The organism is Enterobacter sp. MGH 4, from assembly GCF_000534735.1.
Taxonomy (GTDB): Bacteria; Pseudomonadota; Gammaproteobacteria; order Enterobacterales; family Enterobacteriaceae; genus Enterobacter; species Enterobacter intestinihominis.
This window is the reverse complement of the sequence record NZ_KI973289.1, coordinates 1,003,045-1,017,949: the sequence shown is the minus strand read 5'-3', so window position 1 is coordinate 1,017,949 and position 14,905 is coordinate 1,003,045. Positions and strand designations below refer to the sequence as shown.

At 55.2% G+C, this 14,905-nt stretch carries 14 protein-coding genes and 3 pseudogenes; 5 read left to right on the top strand and 12 right to left on the bottom strand.

The features are described from left to right. Positions 1 to 20: 20 nt before the first annotated feature. The gene (gene nhoA / locus L350_RS17570; protein WP_032624200.1) at positions 21 to 866 is read right to left on the bottom strand and encodes an N-hydroxyarylamine O-acetyltransferase; all 846 of its coding nucleotides are present in this window, start codon (positions 864 to 866) and stop codon (positions 21 to 23) included. A gap of 105 nt (positions 867 to 971) precedes the next feature. Between nhoA and L350_RS17575 the strand changes: the two genes are divergently transcribed. The 3 genes from L350_RS17575 (at position 972) to L350_RS17580 (ending at position 2,311) form a co-directional block, all read left to right on the top strand. After that, on the top strand, positions 972 to 1,544 hold the full coding sequence (locus L350_RS17575; protein ID WP_032624199.1) for a flavin reductase family protein: 573 nt from the start codon (positions 972 to 974) through the stop codon (positions 1,542 to 1,544). A 125-nt stretch (positions 1,545 to 1,669) separates the two neighbouring features. Next, positions 1,670 to 1,882, top strand: a complete 213-nt coding sequence (locus L350_RS23050; protein ID WP_223862043.1) for a hypothetical protein — start codon at positions 1,670 to 1,672, stop codon at positions 1,880 to 1,882. A gap of 3 nt (positions 1,883 to 1,885) precedes the next feature. After that, positions 1,886 to 2,311 carry a DUF3828 domain-containing protein gene (locus L350_RS17580; RefSeq protein WP_032624198.1) on the top strand — a complete coding sequence of 142 codons (426 nt, stop codon included), beginning with the start codon at positions 1,886 to 1,888 and terminating at the stop codon, positions 2,309 to 2,311. A 67-nt stretch (positions 2,312 to 2,378) separates the two neighbouring features. Here L350_RS17580 and fusA read toward each other — a convergent pair whose 3' ends face one another. After that, entirely contained in the window at positions 2,379 to 4,481 is a 2,103-nt protein-coding gene (fusA, locus tag L350_RS17585) for an elongation factor G (protein WP_023300184.1), read from the bottom strand. Between the two features lie 161 nt (positions 4,482 to 4,642). Here fusA and L350_RS17590 point away from each other — a divergent pair, with 161 nt between their 5' ends. Further along, positions 4,643 to 4,945 carry an ArsR/SmtB family transcription factor gene (locus L350_RS17590; RefSeq protein WP_022648218.1) on the top strand — a complete coding sequence of 101 codons (303 nt, stop codon included), beginning with the start codon at positions 4,643 to 4,645 and terminating at the stop codon, positions 4,943 to 4,945. On the opposite strand, the pseudogene L350_RS0122225 reads toward L350_RS17590, so the two are convergent. Then, positions 4,940 to 5,861, bottom strand: a pseudogene (locus L350_RS0122225) (LysR family transcriptional regulator). The gene L350_RS17590 and the pseudogene L350_RS0122225 overlap by 6 nt on opposite strands. Positions 5,862 to 5,949: 88 nt before the next feature. On the opposite strand from L350_RS0122225, the gene L350_RS17595 reads away from it, so the two are divergent. Next, positions 5,950 to 6,426: a GNAT family N-acetyltransferase gene (locus L350_RS17595; protein ID WP_022648220.1), complete on the top strand. Its 477-nt coding sequence runs from the start codon at positions 5,950 to 5,952 to the stop codon at positions 6,424 to 6,426. 140 nt (positions 6,427 to 6,566) lie between these two features. On the opposite strand, the gene L350_RS17600 is transcribed toward L350_RS17595, so the two are convergent. The 9 genes and pseudogenes from L350_RS17600 to L350_RS24630 all read right to left on the bottom strand — a co-directional run bounded on the left by L350_RS17600 (position 6,567) and on the right by L350_RS24630 (position 14,904). Continuing rightward, entirely contained in the window at positions 6,567 to 7,202 is a 636-nt protein-coding gene (locus L350_RS17600) for an ECs1377 family protein (RefSeq protein WP_032624847.1), read from the bottom strand. A 90-nt stretch (positions 7,203 to 7,292) separates the two neighbouring features. Continuing rightward, on the bottom strand, positions 7,293 to 8,294 hold the full coding sequence (locus L350_RS17605; RefSeq protein WP_032624197.1) for a Kdo(2)-lipid IV(A) acyltransferase: 1,002 nt from the start codon (positions 8,292 to 8,294) through the stop codon (positions 7,293 to 7,295). A 185-nt stretch (positions 8,295 to 8,479) separates the two neighbouring features. Continuing rightward, the gene (gene pptA / locus L350_RS17610) at positions 8,480 to 8,710 is read right to left on the bottom strand and encodes a tautomerase PptA (protein ID WP_022648223.1); all 231 of its coding nucleotides are present in this window, start codon (positions 8,708 to 8,710) and stop codon (positions 8,480 to 8,482) included. Positions 8,711 to 8,747: 37 nt separating this feature from the next. Next, a complete protein-coding gene (locus tag L350_RS17615) occupies positions 8,748 to 9,365 on the bottom strand; it encodes a glutathione S-transferase family protein (RefSeq protein ID WP_022648224.1) in 618 nt (205 codons plus the stop codon). A gap of 166 nt (positions 9,366 to 9,531) precedes the next feature. Further along, on the bottom strand, positions 9,532 to 10,419 hold the full coding sequence (locus tag L350_RS17620; protein WP_032624196.1) for a transporter substrate-binding domain-containing protein: 888 nt from the start codon (positions 10,417 to 10,419) through the stop codon (positions 9,532 to 9,534). A 9-nt stretch (positions 10,420 to 10,428) separates the two neighbouring features. Next, positions 10,429 to 11,202 (bottom strand): annotated as a pseudogene (locus L350_RS0122220) (amino acid ABC transporter ATP-binding protein). Next, on the bottom strand, positions 11,186 to 12,112 hold the full coding sequence (locus tag L350_RS17625; protein WP_022648227.1) for an amino acid ABC transporter permease: 927 nt from the start codon (positions 12,110 to 12,112) through the stop codon (positions 11,186 to 11,188). Before L350_RS17625 ends, L350_RS0122220 begins: the two are co-directional and overlap by 17 nt. A 9-nt stretch (positions 12,113 to 12,121) precedes the next feature. Further along, on the bottom strand, positions 12,122 to 12,631 hold the full coding sequence (locus L350_RS17630; RefSeq protein WP_003857004.1) for a GNAT family N-acetyltransferase: 510 nt from the start codon (positions 12,629 to 12,631) through the stop codon (positions 12,122 to 12,124). Between the two features lie 9 nt (positions 12,632 to 12,640). Continuing rightward, positions 12,641 to 14,904 (bottom strand): annotated as a pseudogene (locus L350_RS24630) (NtaA/DmoA family FMN-dependent monooxygenase). Between the last annotated feature and the right edge of the window lies 1 nt (position 14,905).

The following is a 14,905-nucleotide window of genomic DNA, read 5'->3' as shown; positions in this document are numbered from 1 at the left end:
AAGGCGTAGCCGCCACCGGGCTATTTCCCTGCCTGCGGATGCGTATCAAACCCTGCCATTACTGCCGTCAGCTCTGCCAGTGTAAAGCCGTGCTTCGGGTCATCAACGCCCAGGCCAAACCGGTCCTGCATCAGCTTATATAGCGCCTCCGCATCCGGCAAATGGATCTGCTCCTCCACATGACCGTTCTGCCAGTGGGTAAAATTAAAGTTGGTCAGCGTCAGCTTGCCCCCGTCCGGCAGGTGGCGACACATCAGCAGGTGATGACGAAAATGGGACTGAGGCCAGTGCGCCGACCAGAAGTTACCCATCACGTAATCGTTGAAGTACTGCGTCCCCAGGTCAAATTGGTACATCGACTGCCAGTGCTCGTGATGGCGGAATTGCAGTACCCAGTCGTTACCCTCGCTCAGCAAACGATAACTCCCGTGCGGGGTTTCCTGCTCCTCGTTAGCGATCAAACGAATCGGCGCCGTCAGCGTTTGTCCGCCAAATCCTACATCAGCGATCCAGCGCTCGCCGTTCAGCTCAACCAGCAGCAACCGGTGCGTGCGCGGCGGCATCTGCGACGGATTCGCCAGTACAACCCGCCCCAGCACGCTGCGTACCGTAAACCCAACTTCGCACAACACCCGCTCAAACAGGCCATTTTGCTCGAAGCAATATCCCCCCCGACGCGCGGTGACCAGTTTATCTACCAGACACCCGTCGTCCAGATGAATTTCCCGCGGCAAAACGACGTCAATATTTTCAAAAGGGATCGCGCAGTTATGGTGTAAATGGAGCCCCCGCAGGGTATCGATATTAACCTGTACGGGCTGCTGCCAGCCCGTGCGGGCAAAATAAGCACTCAGAAATGGGGACATGATTTGCTCCATGATGTGATATCCCCTGTTTATAAACTATTTTCCCTTATGCATATGCGCAAAAGTGCTTTTTCGGCATACTCATCGTGTACATGAGGAGATCCTATGAGCCACTTTCGTCCTGTTGAATTACGTCATGCCAGCCGTCTTCTGAATCACGGTCCAACCGTGCTCATCACCAGCCGGGATGAGACCATCGATCGTCGCAACGTCATGGCCGCCGCATGGTCTATGCCGGTGGAATTTGAACCCCCGCGTATCGCGATTGTGGTAGACAAAAGCGCGTGGTCACGGGAGTTGATCGAACGCAGCGGGAAATTCGGTATTGTGATCCCCGGCGTGGCGGCAGCCAACTGGACCTGGGCGGTCGGCAGCGTCAGCGGGCGCGACGAGGATAAATTTAACTGCTACGGGATCCCGGTTATTCATGGCCCTGAGCTTGGTCTGCCGGTTATAGAAGAGAAATGTCTGGCGTGGATGGAGTGTCGGTTATTACCTGTCACTTCTGCGGCCGAGAAATATGACACCCTGTTTGGCGAAGTGGTTTCCGCCGCGGCAGATGAACGCGCATTTGTCGCCGGACGCTGGCAGTTTGACGGGGATAAGCTGAATACGCTGCATCATCTGGGGGCCGGGATGTTTGTGACGAGTGGGAAGATGGTGAAGGCGCTGGATTGATTTTTTAATTATACCCATCTGAATTATATAAAATTTCTATGGCATTTTATGTTTATCATAACGATGTTAAACGGAGGATATTTCAGAAGCTGTTGCATAAACAATCTTTCGTAAAGGAACTATCCATGTCATGGAACAAAGATGGCGCAATATCATATGCGAAATCACACGCGCAACCCAGCAGCACGGGTTATTGTGCTCGTTACGTAACAGAAGCGATCAGAGCGGGTGGTCGATTAAAAATCCCCAACACGCGTCTGGCAAAAGATATGGGGCGCACATTAGTCAATGCAGGCTTACCGCAACATACAACCTCATTACGAACTGTTCAGGCATGATTAATGAAACCACACTACTTTTTACTTTTCGCCCTGTCTCCGCTCGCGGCCGCAGAAAACATTTATGCACCGGGTCAGGCGGCGCTTAAATTCAATCAATGGTATATAGCGCAGTTAGATCAGAACAAACCGCCCGTACTCAATCCAGACATTATGAACGAATACGTAGCCTCAGGGACCATTGCAGCAATTAAAGAAATGTACTCTGGCGACAGTAGCGACAAAGATATGCCCGATGCGGATATGTTTATCAAAGCGCAGGACTGGGATGATGACTGGAATCAGATAACCGTCTTACATTCTGATTTTGACGCCGTTTGCACAAACGTCTATGTCGCATTTGGTAAGAAGCAAGATCATGTTATTGCAGATTGTCTCGTTGAAGAGCAAGGAAAATGGAAAGTGCGATCGGCGACGCTAATTAAGTAACAGGCATAAACTCCCTGTCGTAATAATAAAGGCACATGGTAGCCAAATGACTACCATGTGCAATTAATTAACTCTTCACGCGCTTCGCAATAATCTCATCCGCCACATTCCGCGGAGCTTCCGCAAAATGATGGAACTCCATCGTATACGTCGCGCGCCCCTGGGACATCGAGCGCAGCGTGGTGGCGTAGCCAAACATTTCAGCCAGTGGGACGTCAGCGCGAATAATCTGGCTGCCGTACTGCTCTGCCATCCCCTGCACCATGCCGCGGCGGGAGGAGAGATCGCCCATAATGTTCCCGGCATACTCTTCCGGCGTTTCCACCTCAACGTGCATCACCGGCTCAAGAATAACCGGATCCGCCCGCCGCGCGCCCTCTTTGAAGCCGAGGATCGCCGCCATGCGGAAGGCCATCTCCGAGGAGTCAACGTCATGGTAGGAACCAAACGTCAGGGTCGCTTTCACATCGACAACCGGATAGCCCGCCAGCACACCCGTATTCATGGCTTCTCGCAAGCCTTTTTCCACCGACGGGATGTACTCCCGCGGCACTACCCCGCCTTTGGTGGCATCTTCAAACACAAAACCACTTCCGGCTGCTAACGGCTCCAGACTCAGGACCACATGACCGTACTGCCCTTTCCCGCCGGACTGTCGGACAAATTTACCTTCAATATCCTTCACCGCTTTACGCAGGGTTTCACGGTAGGTGACCTGTGGACGACCAATGTTTGCCTCAACGCCAAACTCACGCTTCATGCGGTCAACGATGATTTCGAGATGCAGTTCGCCCATCCCGGAGATAATGGTCTGACCGGACTCTTCGTCCGTGTGCAGACGGAAAGACGGATCCTCCGCCGCCAGGCGCTGTAGGGCGATCCCCATTTTCTCCTGATCGGCCTTGGTTTTCGGCTCAATCGCCAGCGAAATAACCGGGTCCGGGAACTCCATCCGTTCAAGGGTGATCACCGCATTCGGGTCGGTCAGCGTGTCACCGGTGGTGACGTCTTTCAGCCCGACACAGGCTGCGATATCCCCTGTGCGCAGCTCGTCCACCTCATGGCGGTCGTTGGCATGCATCAGCACGATGCGCCCGATTCGCTCTTTTTTGCCCTTTACCGGGTTATAAACCGCGTCGCCTTTGCGCAGTATGCCGGAATAGACACGAATAAAGGTCAACTGTCCGACGTATGGATCGCTCATCAGCTTGAAGGCCAGCGCAGAGAATGGTTCATCATCGCTTGGGTGGCGCTCGGCGTGCTGTCCGTCTTCGTCTACCCCATCAATAGCGGGCACGTCCAGTGGAGACGGCATCAATTCAATCACCGCGTCGAGCATGCGCTGCACACCCTTGTTCTTGAAAGCGCTGCCGCACAGCATGGGCTGTATTTCACCGGAGATCGTCCGGATCCGCAGCCCTTTGATGATTTCCGCCTCATCCAGTTCGCCCGTCTCAAGGTACTTATCCATAAGCTCATCGCTGGCTTCTGCCGCAGACGAGACCATTTTTTCTCGCCACGTCTGCGCGGTGCTCAGCAGATCGTCGGGCACCGGCGCGTAGGTGAACGCCATGCCCTGGGTCGCATCATCCCAAAGAATGGTGCGCATCTTGATGAGATCAACCACGCCGGTGAAGTGTTCCTCTGCGCCCACGGGGATCACAATCGGGACCGGATTAGCTTTCAGCCGCTCCTGCATCATCCGCACCACGCGGAAGAAATCCGCACCCGGGCGGTCCATTTTGTTGACGAATGCCAGACGCGGGACGTGATATTTATTCGCCTGACGCCAGACGGTTTCCGACTGCGGCTGCACGCCGCCGACGGAGTCATAAACCATCACCGCGCCGTCGAGCACACGCATGGAACGTTCCACCTCAATGGTGAAATCCACATGCCCGGGGGTGTCGATAATATTGATGCGGTGCGGTTCAAAGCCTCTGTCCATGCCGGGCCAAAAACAGCTCACCGCCGCCGACGTAATGGTGATCCCGCGCTCCTGCTCCTGCGCCATCCAGTCGGTGGTTGCCGCGCCATCGTGTACTTCACCCAGCTTGTGGCTCATCCCGGTGTAAAACAGGATGCGCTCAGTGGTGGTTGTTTTGCCCGCATCGATATGCGCGGAGATACCGATGTTGCGATAACGTTCGAGTGGAATGGGTCGGGGCATGATATTTCCTTACGTCTTCATGACGGGTTTGTGACGACCAGGATAGTCGCGTGTTTGTTCGTTTGTTATAATAGTCCTATTGTACGAGTATTATCGAACTATTTTTTAACGGTTGACCTATTGTTGATATAGCTCAATCTCACGCGAGACGCAGGAAAACGATGATCCCAAACCACCCGGAACCTGAACAAATACTGCTGGAAAATGTGCTGTTCGCCCTCGGCAATCCGCTGCGGCTGGCGATTATTCGACGGCTGGCCGACGGCAGTGAGCTGAGCTGCAACGCGCTGCGCCCGGACGAGGTGGTGAAATCAACCATGACTCACCACTGGCGTGTACTGCGCGACAGCGGCGTGATCTGGCAGCGCCCGCAGGGGCGCGAGAATATGATTTCACTGAGAAGAGAAGATCTGGACGCCCGCTTTCCGGGGCTGATGGCAATCCTGTTACAGTCGAAATCATAAGCGCACTGACTGTTGCCTTTCGGCCAGCGCGCGCAGCGTAGCTTTGAGCCAGTTCGTAACGCCTCGTTTCCCGCTGCGCTTGTGCGAATAAATTTTTACTTCAAACGGACTGATGTGGAACGGTAAATCAAAAATTTTAATACGGGTAGCTGGCAGCAGCTTTTCAGCGGCGAATCGCGGTAACGCCATCAGCAGATCGCTTTCTGCAATAACAAACGGGGCGCTGAGCATAGACGGGGTTTTGATCGCAATGTGTCGGGTATAACCCATGCGTTCCAGCTGCAAATCCAGCACCCCCTGCTTCTCATTCCACGGCGTAACCACAAGATGCCGGGCGGCGAGATAATCCTCCAGCGTGAGCGCGCTCCGGCTCGCATTGCTAATCACCACATATTCATCTTCGAACCAGCTGATCTCTTCCAGCTCCGGGTACCGGCGATCCTCAATGGTGCTGAATCCCAGGGCCAGATCCACCTCTCCTGCCAGTAATTCCGTCAACGCCGGGCTGTGCGGCAAATATCGTAATTCCAGACGCAAGTCAGGCGCCGCATGTTGAAGCGTATTCATGAGCGCAGGGAATATGCAGAACGCGGTAAAGTCCGTTATCGCGATCTGCAAACACGCTGTACTGACAGCAGGATCAAATTCCGGCTGCGGCGACAGCTCCTGGTCGAGATATTTCAGGGCCGATGCAATAACTGGCGCAAGCTGGGTGGCATAGACGCTGGGACACATTCGATGTCCTTCCCGGTAGAACAGCGGGTCGTTGAGCGAAACACGCAGCCGTGACAGGGCATGGCTGAGCGCCGAGGTGCTCATCTGCCGCAAGTCGAACGGAACTGTGGCGATAAATCGCGTCAAAAACCGGCAGAAGGTTTAAATCAAGGCGCCTTAAGGCTGGATGCATAATATTCATCATTTATTGATTTCATTGCACTTAATTCTTCTGACATTAGCCTTTATGCTTATCCCCATCAACTACAAACAAAGATAAAGGGAAAGGAATGAGCATTACGATTCGTCAGGCGCGACCTGAAGATGCAGCGGCAATATACGATATGATTTACGAACTCGCAGTCTATGAAAAAGCGCCAGAAGAAGTGGTCACCACGCCGGACGAAATCCGTAAAACGCTGTTTGGTGCAGACAGTAAAACCGAAGCGCTGGTTGCCGAATATGCAGGCCATGCTGTGGGGTATGCCGTTTTTTTCACCAGCTATTCCACCTGGCTTGGCCGCAACGGCATCTATATGGAAGATTTGTATGTCTCCCCGGAATACCGCAGCAAGGGTGCGGGAAAAGCACTGCTTAAAAATATCGCGCAATGCGCAGTGGAACGTCACTGCGGCCGGCTGGAATGGAGCGTGCTTGACTGGAACCAGTCTGCAATTGATTTTTATCTGAGCATCGGCGCGGTACCGCAGTCCGAATGGGTACGCTATCGTCTTGATGGCGAGGCATTGCGGGCATTTGCTGAGTAGCAATGCCATCGCGTGAAATGCCCCTCTTTCTAAGGGGCATAATGTCAATGAAAGCGTTGCTGAAGCACGGTATATCTGAGAAAGAGCTTACCGTCTTTTTTTGTCTTCTCTGAGACGTTCGACGATTCATCGACCGAGGCTCATTCCGGCTGCGTCAGGCTGTAGACGGGGATCCGCCGGGTTGTCATCGTTAGCGTATCAAACACCTCAGTCTCTGACGTCACAATCCTCGTGCCCGTTTTTCTTAGCCTCTGCACATCGGCCGCGATACGCTGAATGCCAAACCAGAAAAGCCCGTCGAGCGCCGTTACAGATAGTCCATTTTCGAGTGCTAGTTTGAGTCGTTCCCTGGGCGCTTTCACCTGCTGTGCAATTTGCCGGTAAGGTACTTCACTTCCGCCAGTGCTGTCGCTTCGCTGGATCCGCGTTTTCAGGTGATAGGTAAATTCGTCAGGAACACTTTCCAGGTCCTGTTTAAGGCTGTAAACGCAGCCAAACCGCTTGCCGTTGAACAGGACATTTTTTTGACTGAGCTGGAACTCATTTCTGATCCCATCAATCAACTGCGGGGCGCGGGTGAGGAGTAACCGGAAGGGAAGCTCAAAGCTGGTCACATAATCCACATTCAGCAGCGCGAGACGCAAACGCTCTTCCGCACCGGATTTTTGCTCGCGACACTCGCGCATCACTTCTGCCCACTGGCGGGTCAGACGTTCTGGCTCGGCGACTTCGGTGAGGAGATATTTTTCAAGGTGATAGTCGACTCTTCCGGTCATATTTTGCATCCCGACAAGGTGGATGCGGTAATTCTATCCAGCGGCGCAGATTTTATAAAGGGCGGAGCGCAACGGCATCCGCCCCCTGTGCTACTGCTGGATACTCGACCGATCCGACATATCGCTGGCAGAGAAAGTTCTGACTGAGGACTGGACCTGTTTTTTTCGCGCATACCGGTCCGGTTGCCCTTCAGGACGCGTTTTGAAGCGACGATGCAGCCACATATATTGCTCGGGTGCCATCATCACCGCACGCTCAATCGCCCTGTTCATCTGCGTAGCCACGGCCACTTTATCGCCTCCCTGCAAGGTATCGCTAATATCGTCCAGGATAATCAGCTCATACCCTGTGCCGTCTGCTTTTCTGCGTGGTACAAACGGGATCACGGCCGGTCTGGCACTTTTCACCAGCATATAGCTCCCGGCAGTTGTCGCGGCGTCCGGGACGGCAAAAAACGGCACAAACACGCTATTCGTTTTTCCATAGTCGTGATCCGGGGCATACCACAGGATCTCATTTTGCTTAAGCGCGCGGATCATGCCCTTCAAATCGTAACGGTCGAGCATGGTTTTATTGGAACGCAGACGACCGCGCGTCTGTAGCCAGTCGAGCAATGCATTGTTGTTGGGACGATAGACGCCAATACCCGCGTTGAGCATGCCAAAGATGCGTGCGCCTAATTCCAGCGTGAGAAAATGCATGCCAATGAGCACCACGCCCCTTCCTTGCGCCCGTGCCTGTTCCATATGTTCGTAGCCGGTCACGCTGAAGTGTTTGCGCACGCGCCAGTCAGGCCAGAACCACGCGATGCCCGTTTCGATGACGCCCATTCCAACCGATTCAAAATTACACTCAAGCAAACGCTCGCGCTCACCCTCTTTCATCTCCGGAAAGCAAAGCTCAAGATTTCGTCTGGCGATTTCCACGCGGCGTGGAAGCAGACGCATGGCCAGACGCCCGAGTCCGTGCCCTGCTTTTAACAGAAGCGAATATGGGAGCTGGACCGTACACCAGAGTGCGGCAATGCCTGCCCAACTGAGCCAGTAACGAGGATGAATAAAGGCGAGTGAAAACCGAGGTAATTTTGTCATGAAAAAATTATCCTTTTACTATCTGTACTTAATCTGGTGCAGTTGTAGTGCTTACCTGCTGATTTAACGAATATTGTTCGGAGGAGTGAATTGTAGCGGAAACGTTGTGCTGTTTATTATCGATTTTTGCGAAAGGAATGAAAGGCGGGGATCGCCGGGTGATACTGCACCACCCGGCAGGCGAGTTACATCGAATAGCCGGGCTTCTTAATCAGTTCATCCAGTTTAGGTCCAATCTCGGTATCCCAGACCTGCGCCTTCCAGTCAGCTTCCTGGACTTCGTGAAGCGCCACGGAGATTGAGCGATCTTTGCTGTTCAGATGACGGACTATCGTTTCGGCGATATCCGCCGCCAGGGCCGTTTTTTGTTCGTCAGTCAGATCGCGTGGAAAACATTTGATATCAACGTGAGGCATGGGCAGGGCTCCTTTTATAGGTTAGCGTTCCACGTTATCAGATTATGTCGTTAGCTTTTAGCACCTTGTGCAGTTCTGGCAACGCGCAGACGGCATCCGCGATGGCGGTGATATTAGGTGCGTTGGTGGTAAACCACTCATGACCTGGCCCCCAGGTACGCACGACGGCAATATAGACGTCAAGCAGCGTTAGCTGTTGGCCAAAGGCATAAGGCGAGGCGCTGAGCTGGCTGTCAAACCACAGATAGAGGGATTTCCGGTACTCAATACAGTTTTTCTTCAGCTGTTCCGGGGCATCAGGCACCCAGCGTTCCGGGTAATCTGCATACGTAAAGGTGGGATAGACGTTCGCCACAAACCAGATGAGCAGGCGCTGAAACTGCTGGCGCTCGGCCTGCCCAACGGGCGGCGCGAGGTCGGGTCGTCTGTCGAGCACCATCAGGGCGATCGCCGCGGTTTCCGTCACGATCGCCCCGTTTTCCAGCTCCAGCGTCGGCACCTGGCACAGCGGGTTCAGTTTCAACAGCAATTCGCGCTGCGGGCCGGGCTGGTCAAACCCGTCCACGTTGACGAACTGATACGGGATGTCTGCCAGAGTCAGCATCACCTCACTGATTGCCGATCCCCAGCCGGGTACGCCATAGAGTTTGATCATGTTGCCTCCTCAGGGATGAAAACCCTAAGTGTATACCCGTCATACTTCAAGTTGCAGGTGCGTTGGCTGCATTCACTCACCCCAGTCACGTACTTATGTACGCTCCCGGGGATTCGTTCCCTTGCCGCCTTCCTGCAACTCGAATTATTTAGGGTATAGAGCACCATTAGTAGGTTATCCCGGGCGGATTAACGTCTGAAGACGTCACCGCTTCGCCCGCTTCCCCCCAGCGCGCCAGCACCTTTTGATAATCCCCGCGCTTAATCGCACCGTCCAGCGCAGCCTGCAACGCATACACCAGCCCATTGCCTTTTTTGGTTGTGGTGGCGACATAGGCTTTCTTCGGGCCTAATCCCACGACGCGGGTTTTGCCGGTTAACGCGGCTTTGTAGGCCGAAACGGACTGCGGTCCAAAGAAGACATCCGCCCTGCCGGACTGAATATAGAGATTGCCTGAGGCGTCGTCGGTCAGATAAACCGGCAACGCAGGCTCGCGCCCGGCCTTTTTATTCTCTTCGTTCCAGCCCAGCAGAATACGTTCCTGATTGGTGCCTGACCCGACAATCACCTTTTTACCGGCCAGATCTTTCGCACTGGTGATCGACTGTACGTTGCTGGTGGATTTCACCGAGAAGGCCAGGGAATCGACGCGATAGGTTGCAAAATCGAACTTCTCCTTACGTTGCTCGGTGACGGCGATATTCACCAACGCCACGTCATAGCGCCCGGAAGTGATCCCCAGCGGCCAGTCTTCCCACGCCGTTGGCACCAGCTTCAGCTTCAGCCCCAGACTGCCCGCCAGTAACCGGGCGATATCCGGGTCGCTGCCAATACGGGTGCGGTTATCACTGGCCAGCAGCGCCAGCGGCGGAGAGTTCAGGGCTGAAATCGCCACCGTGAGGGTACCCGGCTCAACAAATTTATATTTCGCTGGGATTTTCGCCACTGCCTGTTGATCAACCGTCACTGGCAGCGGCTGTTCGTTGGCCTTTAAATCAATGCTGGCGTGGCTCGCTGTCGTGAAGACCAGCCCCGCCAGGAGTCCATATTTCATCTGCGCTCCTTACAGCACTTTTGAGAGGAACTGGCGCGTTCGCGGATGCGACGGTCGGTTTAACACGTCGTCGCTGCTGCCCTGCTCCACAATTTTACCGTCGACCATAAATACCACCTGGTCCGCCACTTCCCGTGCAAAGCCGATCTCATGGGTGACCACCACCAGCGTAGTGCCGGAGCGGGCGAGCTTTTTAATCACGTCCAGCACTTCGCCAACCAGTTCCGGATCCAGCGCCGAGGTTGGTTCATCAAACAGCATCACGCGCGGGCGCAGCGCCAGCGCGCGGGCAATGGCAATGCGCTGCTGTTGGCCGCCGGAGAGGTGACGCGACCAGGCATCGGCTTTATCGCGCAGACCTACCACATCCAGAAGGCTGTAGGCGTTTTCAATAGCCTCTTTTTTACTGAACTTTTTATGCGCGATGGGTGCTTCAACCAGGTTTTCCAGCACCGTAAGATGCGGAAAAAGATTGAAGTTCTGAAACACATACCCAACATTGACGCGCTGTTTGAGGATCTCTTTCTCTTTGAGCTCGTAGAGTTTGTCACCCTGACGGCGATAGCCGATGTAATCCCCGTCAATCTGGATAAAGCCTTCGTCTACGCGCTCCAGATGGTTAATAGTGCGCAGCAGCGTCGATTTTCACGATCCAGAGGGTCCGAGGATCACCGTCACGGAGCCCGGTGGGATCTCAAGCGTGACGTTATCGAGCGCTTTATGTCGGCCAAAAAACTTACTGACGCCGGTTATGGAAATGTGTCCTTCAGGAGAGGCTTGCATGAACGGGCTCCTGTGCTGACGAAGTGGTGACGGAACGCGCGCGGCTGGTCGCCCGGCTCTGGTTTACGGCGGAGCGGCGCTCGCTGCGGGCGAGTCCACGCTCAATAACATGCTGGATGGCAGACAGTACGGTGGTGATCACCAGATACCAGACGGCCCCCACCATCAACAGCGGGATCACCTCCTGGGTGCGGTTGTAGATCATCTGGATCGTGTAGAACAGTTCCGGCATCGCCAGCACGTAAACCATCGCCGTCCCTTTGGCGAGGCTGATGATTTCGTTAAACCCGGACGGCAGGATGGTGCGCAGCGCCTGGGGGAGAATTATGCGCACGGTGCGACGCCACGCCGGCAGACCCAGCGCAGCGGCCGCCTCATACTGACCGTGGTCGACCCCAAGGAAGCCCCCGCGAATGATCTCCGCCGTATAGGCGCTCTGCACCAGCGTCAGCCCCACGATGGCGGTAGAAAACTGCCCGAGAACGTTGATGGTTTCAAAGCTGCCCCAGGTAATGCCGGTAAAAGGTACGCCGAGAGAGAGCGTGTCATAGAGATAGGAGAAGTTATAGAGGATAATCAGCACCACGATCAGCGGCAGCGATCGGAACAGCCAGATGTAGCCCCACGCCAGGCTGCTCAACAGCCATGATGACGAGAGCCGAGCCAGCGCCAGCATGCCGCCAATCACCACGCTCAATACGGTGCTTATCAACGTCAGCAGCAGCGTCTGTCCGACGCCTTCGAGGATCACCGGGTCAAAGAACCAGCGGGCAAATACCGCCCACTCCCAGCGCGGATTAAAGGCCACGGACTGGATCACGACAGCCAGCACAAACAGCGCCACCACGGCGCCAGCAGCGCGCAGCGGATAACGTGCCGGGACCACTTTTATGGTTTCAACGTTGCTCATCGTCGCTCCTTATGCGGTTTTGCTGAGCGCTTCGCGGATCAGCGTCTTGGTGAAACGCAGCCGACCGTCGAACGGCGGCTGGCTATACTCTTCCGGGTCGCGGTTGAGATCGAACTGCGGCTGATACCCCTGACTGAGATAGAGCCGCACCGCCTCCGGCTGACGAAACCCCGTAGTCAGGTAGATGTGGCTGTAACCCGCCAGCACCGCCCGGCGCTCCAGCTCCTGTACCACGCGCGCGGCCAGTCCCTGCTGGCGCAGCGTTTTATTCGTCCAGATACGTTTGATCTCTGCGGTATGTTCGTCGAAGGGCTTGTACGCCCCGGTGGCGATGATCTCGCCATCGCGCTCCAGGACGATAAACAGCCCCTGCGGCGCCAGGTACCACTCTGTCAGCTCGACTTCCGCATCCTTTGAAAAGTAGTCGCCGTAACGAGCGGCGTACTCACCGAAAAGCCCCTCGATAATGGGCTGAAGATCGGCATCTTCCGGCGAAACGTCACGAAATTGTTCGCGCATAGCGCCTCCTTAATCGCCCAGACCCGCCGGGTTAACTTCGGAACTGGAGATACGCTCCACGCCTTCCCCCCAGCGGTTTAGCACTTTGTCGTAATCTCCGTTCTTGATCGCGCCGTTCAGCGCGGTTTGTACCGGTTCGACCAGGCCGCTGCCTTTTTTCAGCGTCACCGCGATATGCGCCGCCTTCGGCCAGCCGCCGTCGACGCTGCCGACAAGTTTGGTTTTACCGTTGAGCGCCGCTTTCCAGGCGCCGATCACGTTCGGGCCAAAGTAGGCGTCCGCGCGTCCGGACTGAAGCGCCAGCGTTTGGGCCGCGTCGTCTTTGGTGTAGATCGGCGTAAAGGGTTTAAGCCCTTTTTTGAGGTTCTCTTCGTTCCATGCCAGCAGAATGGCTTCCTGGTTGGTGCCGGAACCCACGATGATGCGCAGCCCGGCGATATCCTCTGCCTTCACAAGCGAGTTGATGGGACTGGTGGATTTCACGTAGAAGCCAAGTGAATCCTTGCGATAGGTGGCGAAGTCGAACTTCTCTTTGCGCGCTTTGGTGACGGTGATGTTGCTGATAGCCGCATCGTATTTCCCGGAGGCCACCCCCAGCGGCCAGTCCTCCCAGGAGGTGGGAACCACGTTCAGCTCCAGCCCAAGGCTGTCCGCCACCAGACGCGCAATGTCGACCTCACTTCCCAGCAGGGTCTTGTTGTCGTCGGAAAAGACCGTCAGCGGCGGTTGATTCAGTCCCGCCACCGCCACGGTAAATTTCCCGGGCACGGCAAAGCGATAGTCTTTCGGCAGTTGCGCGATCGCATCGCTGTTTTTGGCGGTATTGATCGGCGTTTTATTGGCCTCAATGCTCACGCCGGTGCCGTTAATATTGACGTTCTCTGCCCAGACGGCAGGGGTAAAAGCCAGCGCAAGCGCCAGAATAAGCGATGATTTCTGCATAGCGTTTTTCTCTTTTATTGTTGTGTGAACTGATTTTTGGGCTCGTCTAAGCCCAGACTTTCGCGCAGCGTGGTGCCGGGATAGTCGGTGCGGAACAGGCCGCGCGCCTGTAAAACGGGCACCACCTGGTCGACAAAGCGCGGGAAGGTGTCCGGCGTACCGCCCTGAATGATGAAGCCATCCGCCGCCTTCTCCTCGAACCAGGCCTGTAAACCATCGGCCACCTGCTCCGGTGTGCCGGAAAAACGCGGGCGCGGCGATGCGGCTTCCAGCGCGACCTGACGCAGAGTTAAGTTGCGCTCACGGGCGTTACGCTTGATTTCATCGGTGGTGCTGCGGAAGCTGTTTTTGCCCAAATCGCCAATATCCGGGAACGGCGCGTCGAGGGAATACTGGCTGAAGTCGTGATGCTCGAAATAACGTCCAAGGTAATTCAGCGCATCATTAATGGAGACCAGTGCCGCCGTGGTTTGATACTGGTTTTCTACGTCATCGGCGTCGTTTCCAACAATCACGCTGACGCCCTGGAATATATGTAAATCCCCTGCGCGGCGGCCGTGACTTTCCAGCTGCTGTTTAACATCGCGGTAAAAAGCCTGGGCTTCTTCCAGCGTGTCATGGTGGGTAAAAATCGCGTCAGCATGTTTTGCCGCCAGCTTTTTACCGTCGTCGGACGCACCAGCCTGAAAGACAATCGGACGTCCCTGCGGGGTGCGGCCAATATTCAGCGGGCCGGAAACCTGGAAGAAATCACCGTGGTGATCCAGAGTATGCAGTTTCGACGCATCAAAGAACTGTCCGCTCTCTTTATTCCGGATAAAGGCATCCCCTTCCCAGGAGTCCCACAGCCCTTTCACCACGTCGAGATACTCATCGGCAATGCGGTAGCGCAGCGCATGCTCCGGGTGTTTTTCGCGGGAGAAGTTCTTCGCTGACCCTTCCAGCGGCGACGTCACCACGTTCCAGCCTGCGCGTCCGTTGCTCAGGTGATCGAGGCTGGCGAACTGGCGTGCAGCGGTGAAAGGCTCGCTGTACGAGGTGGATAACGTGCCGACCAGCCCCAGGCGCGAGGTGATACTCGCCAGCGCGGACAACACCGTCAGCGGCTCAAAGCGGTTTAAAAAATGCGGAATGGATTTCTCGTTAATATAAAGGCCGTCGGCCACAAATATAAAGTCGAGCTTGCCCTCTTCTGCTTTTAAAGCCGTTTCTTTAACGAAATCAAAATTAATGCTGGCATCCGCGACCGCCGCCGGATGGCGCCAGGCAGACATATTTCCGGATGCACCATGCAAAATGGTCCCCAGCCGCAATTGACGATGTGCAGACATA

Bases quoted from the DNA above. Each gene is read 5' to 3' on its own strand.
- L350_RS17615 (WP_022648224.1), bottom strand. From the start codon at position 9,365: ATGATCAAACTCTATGGCGTACCCGGCTGGGGATCGGCAATCAGTGAG.
- L350_RS17600 (WP_032624847.1), bottom strand. From the start codon at position 7,202: ATGACCGGAAGAGTCGACTATCACCTTGAAAAATATCTCCTCACCGAA.
- L350_RS17605 (WP_032624197.1), bottom strand. From the start codon at position 8,294: ATGACAAAATTACCTCGGTTTTCACTCGCCTTTATTCATCCTCGTTAC.
- L350_RS17625 (WP_022648227.1), bottom strand. From the start codon at position 12,112: ATGAGCAACGTTGAAACCATAAAAGTGGTCCCGGCACGTTATCCGCTG.
- L350_RS17630 (WP_003857004.1), bottom strand. From the start codon at position 12,631: ATGCGCGAACAATTTCGTGACGTTTCGCCGGAAGATGCCGATCTTCAG.
- fusA (WP_023300184.1), bottom strand. From the start codon at position 4,481: ATGCCCCGACCCATTCCACTCGAACGTTATCGCAACATCGGTATCTCC.
- L350_RS17620 (WP_032624196.1), bottom strand. From the start codon at position 10,419: ATGAAATATGGACTCCTGGCGGGGCTGGTCTTCACGACAGCGAGCCAC.
- L350_RS17595 (WP_022648220.1), top strand. From the start codon at position 5,950: ATGAGCATTACGATTCGTCAGGCGCGACCTGAAGATGCAGCGGCAATA.
- nhoA (WP_032624200.1), bottom strand. From the start codon at position 866: ATGTCCCCATTTCTGAGTGCTTATTTTGCCCGCACGGGCTGGCAGCAG.
- L350_RS17590 (WP_022648218.1), top strand. From the start codon at position 4,643: ATGATCCCAAACCACCCGGAACCTGAACAAATACTGCTGGAAAATGTG.
- L350_RS17575 (WP_032624199.1), top strand. From the start codon at position 972: ATGAGCCACTTTCGTCCTGTTGAATTACGTCATGCCAGCCGTCTTCTG.
- pptA (WP_022648223.1), bottom strand. From the start codon at position 8,710: ATGCCTCACGTTGATATCAAATGTTTTCCACGCGATCTGACTGACGAA.
- L350_RS17580 (WP_032624198.1), top strand. From the start codon at position 1,886: ATGAAACCACACTACTTTTTACTTTTCGCCCTGTCTCCGCTCGCGGCC.
- L350_RS23050 (WP_223862043.1), top strand. From the start codon at position 1,670: ATGTCATGGAACAAAGATGGCGCAATATCATATGCGAAATCACACGCG.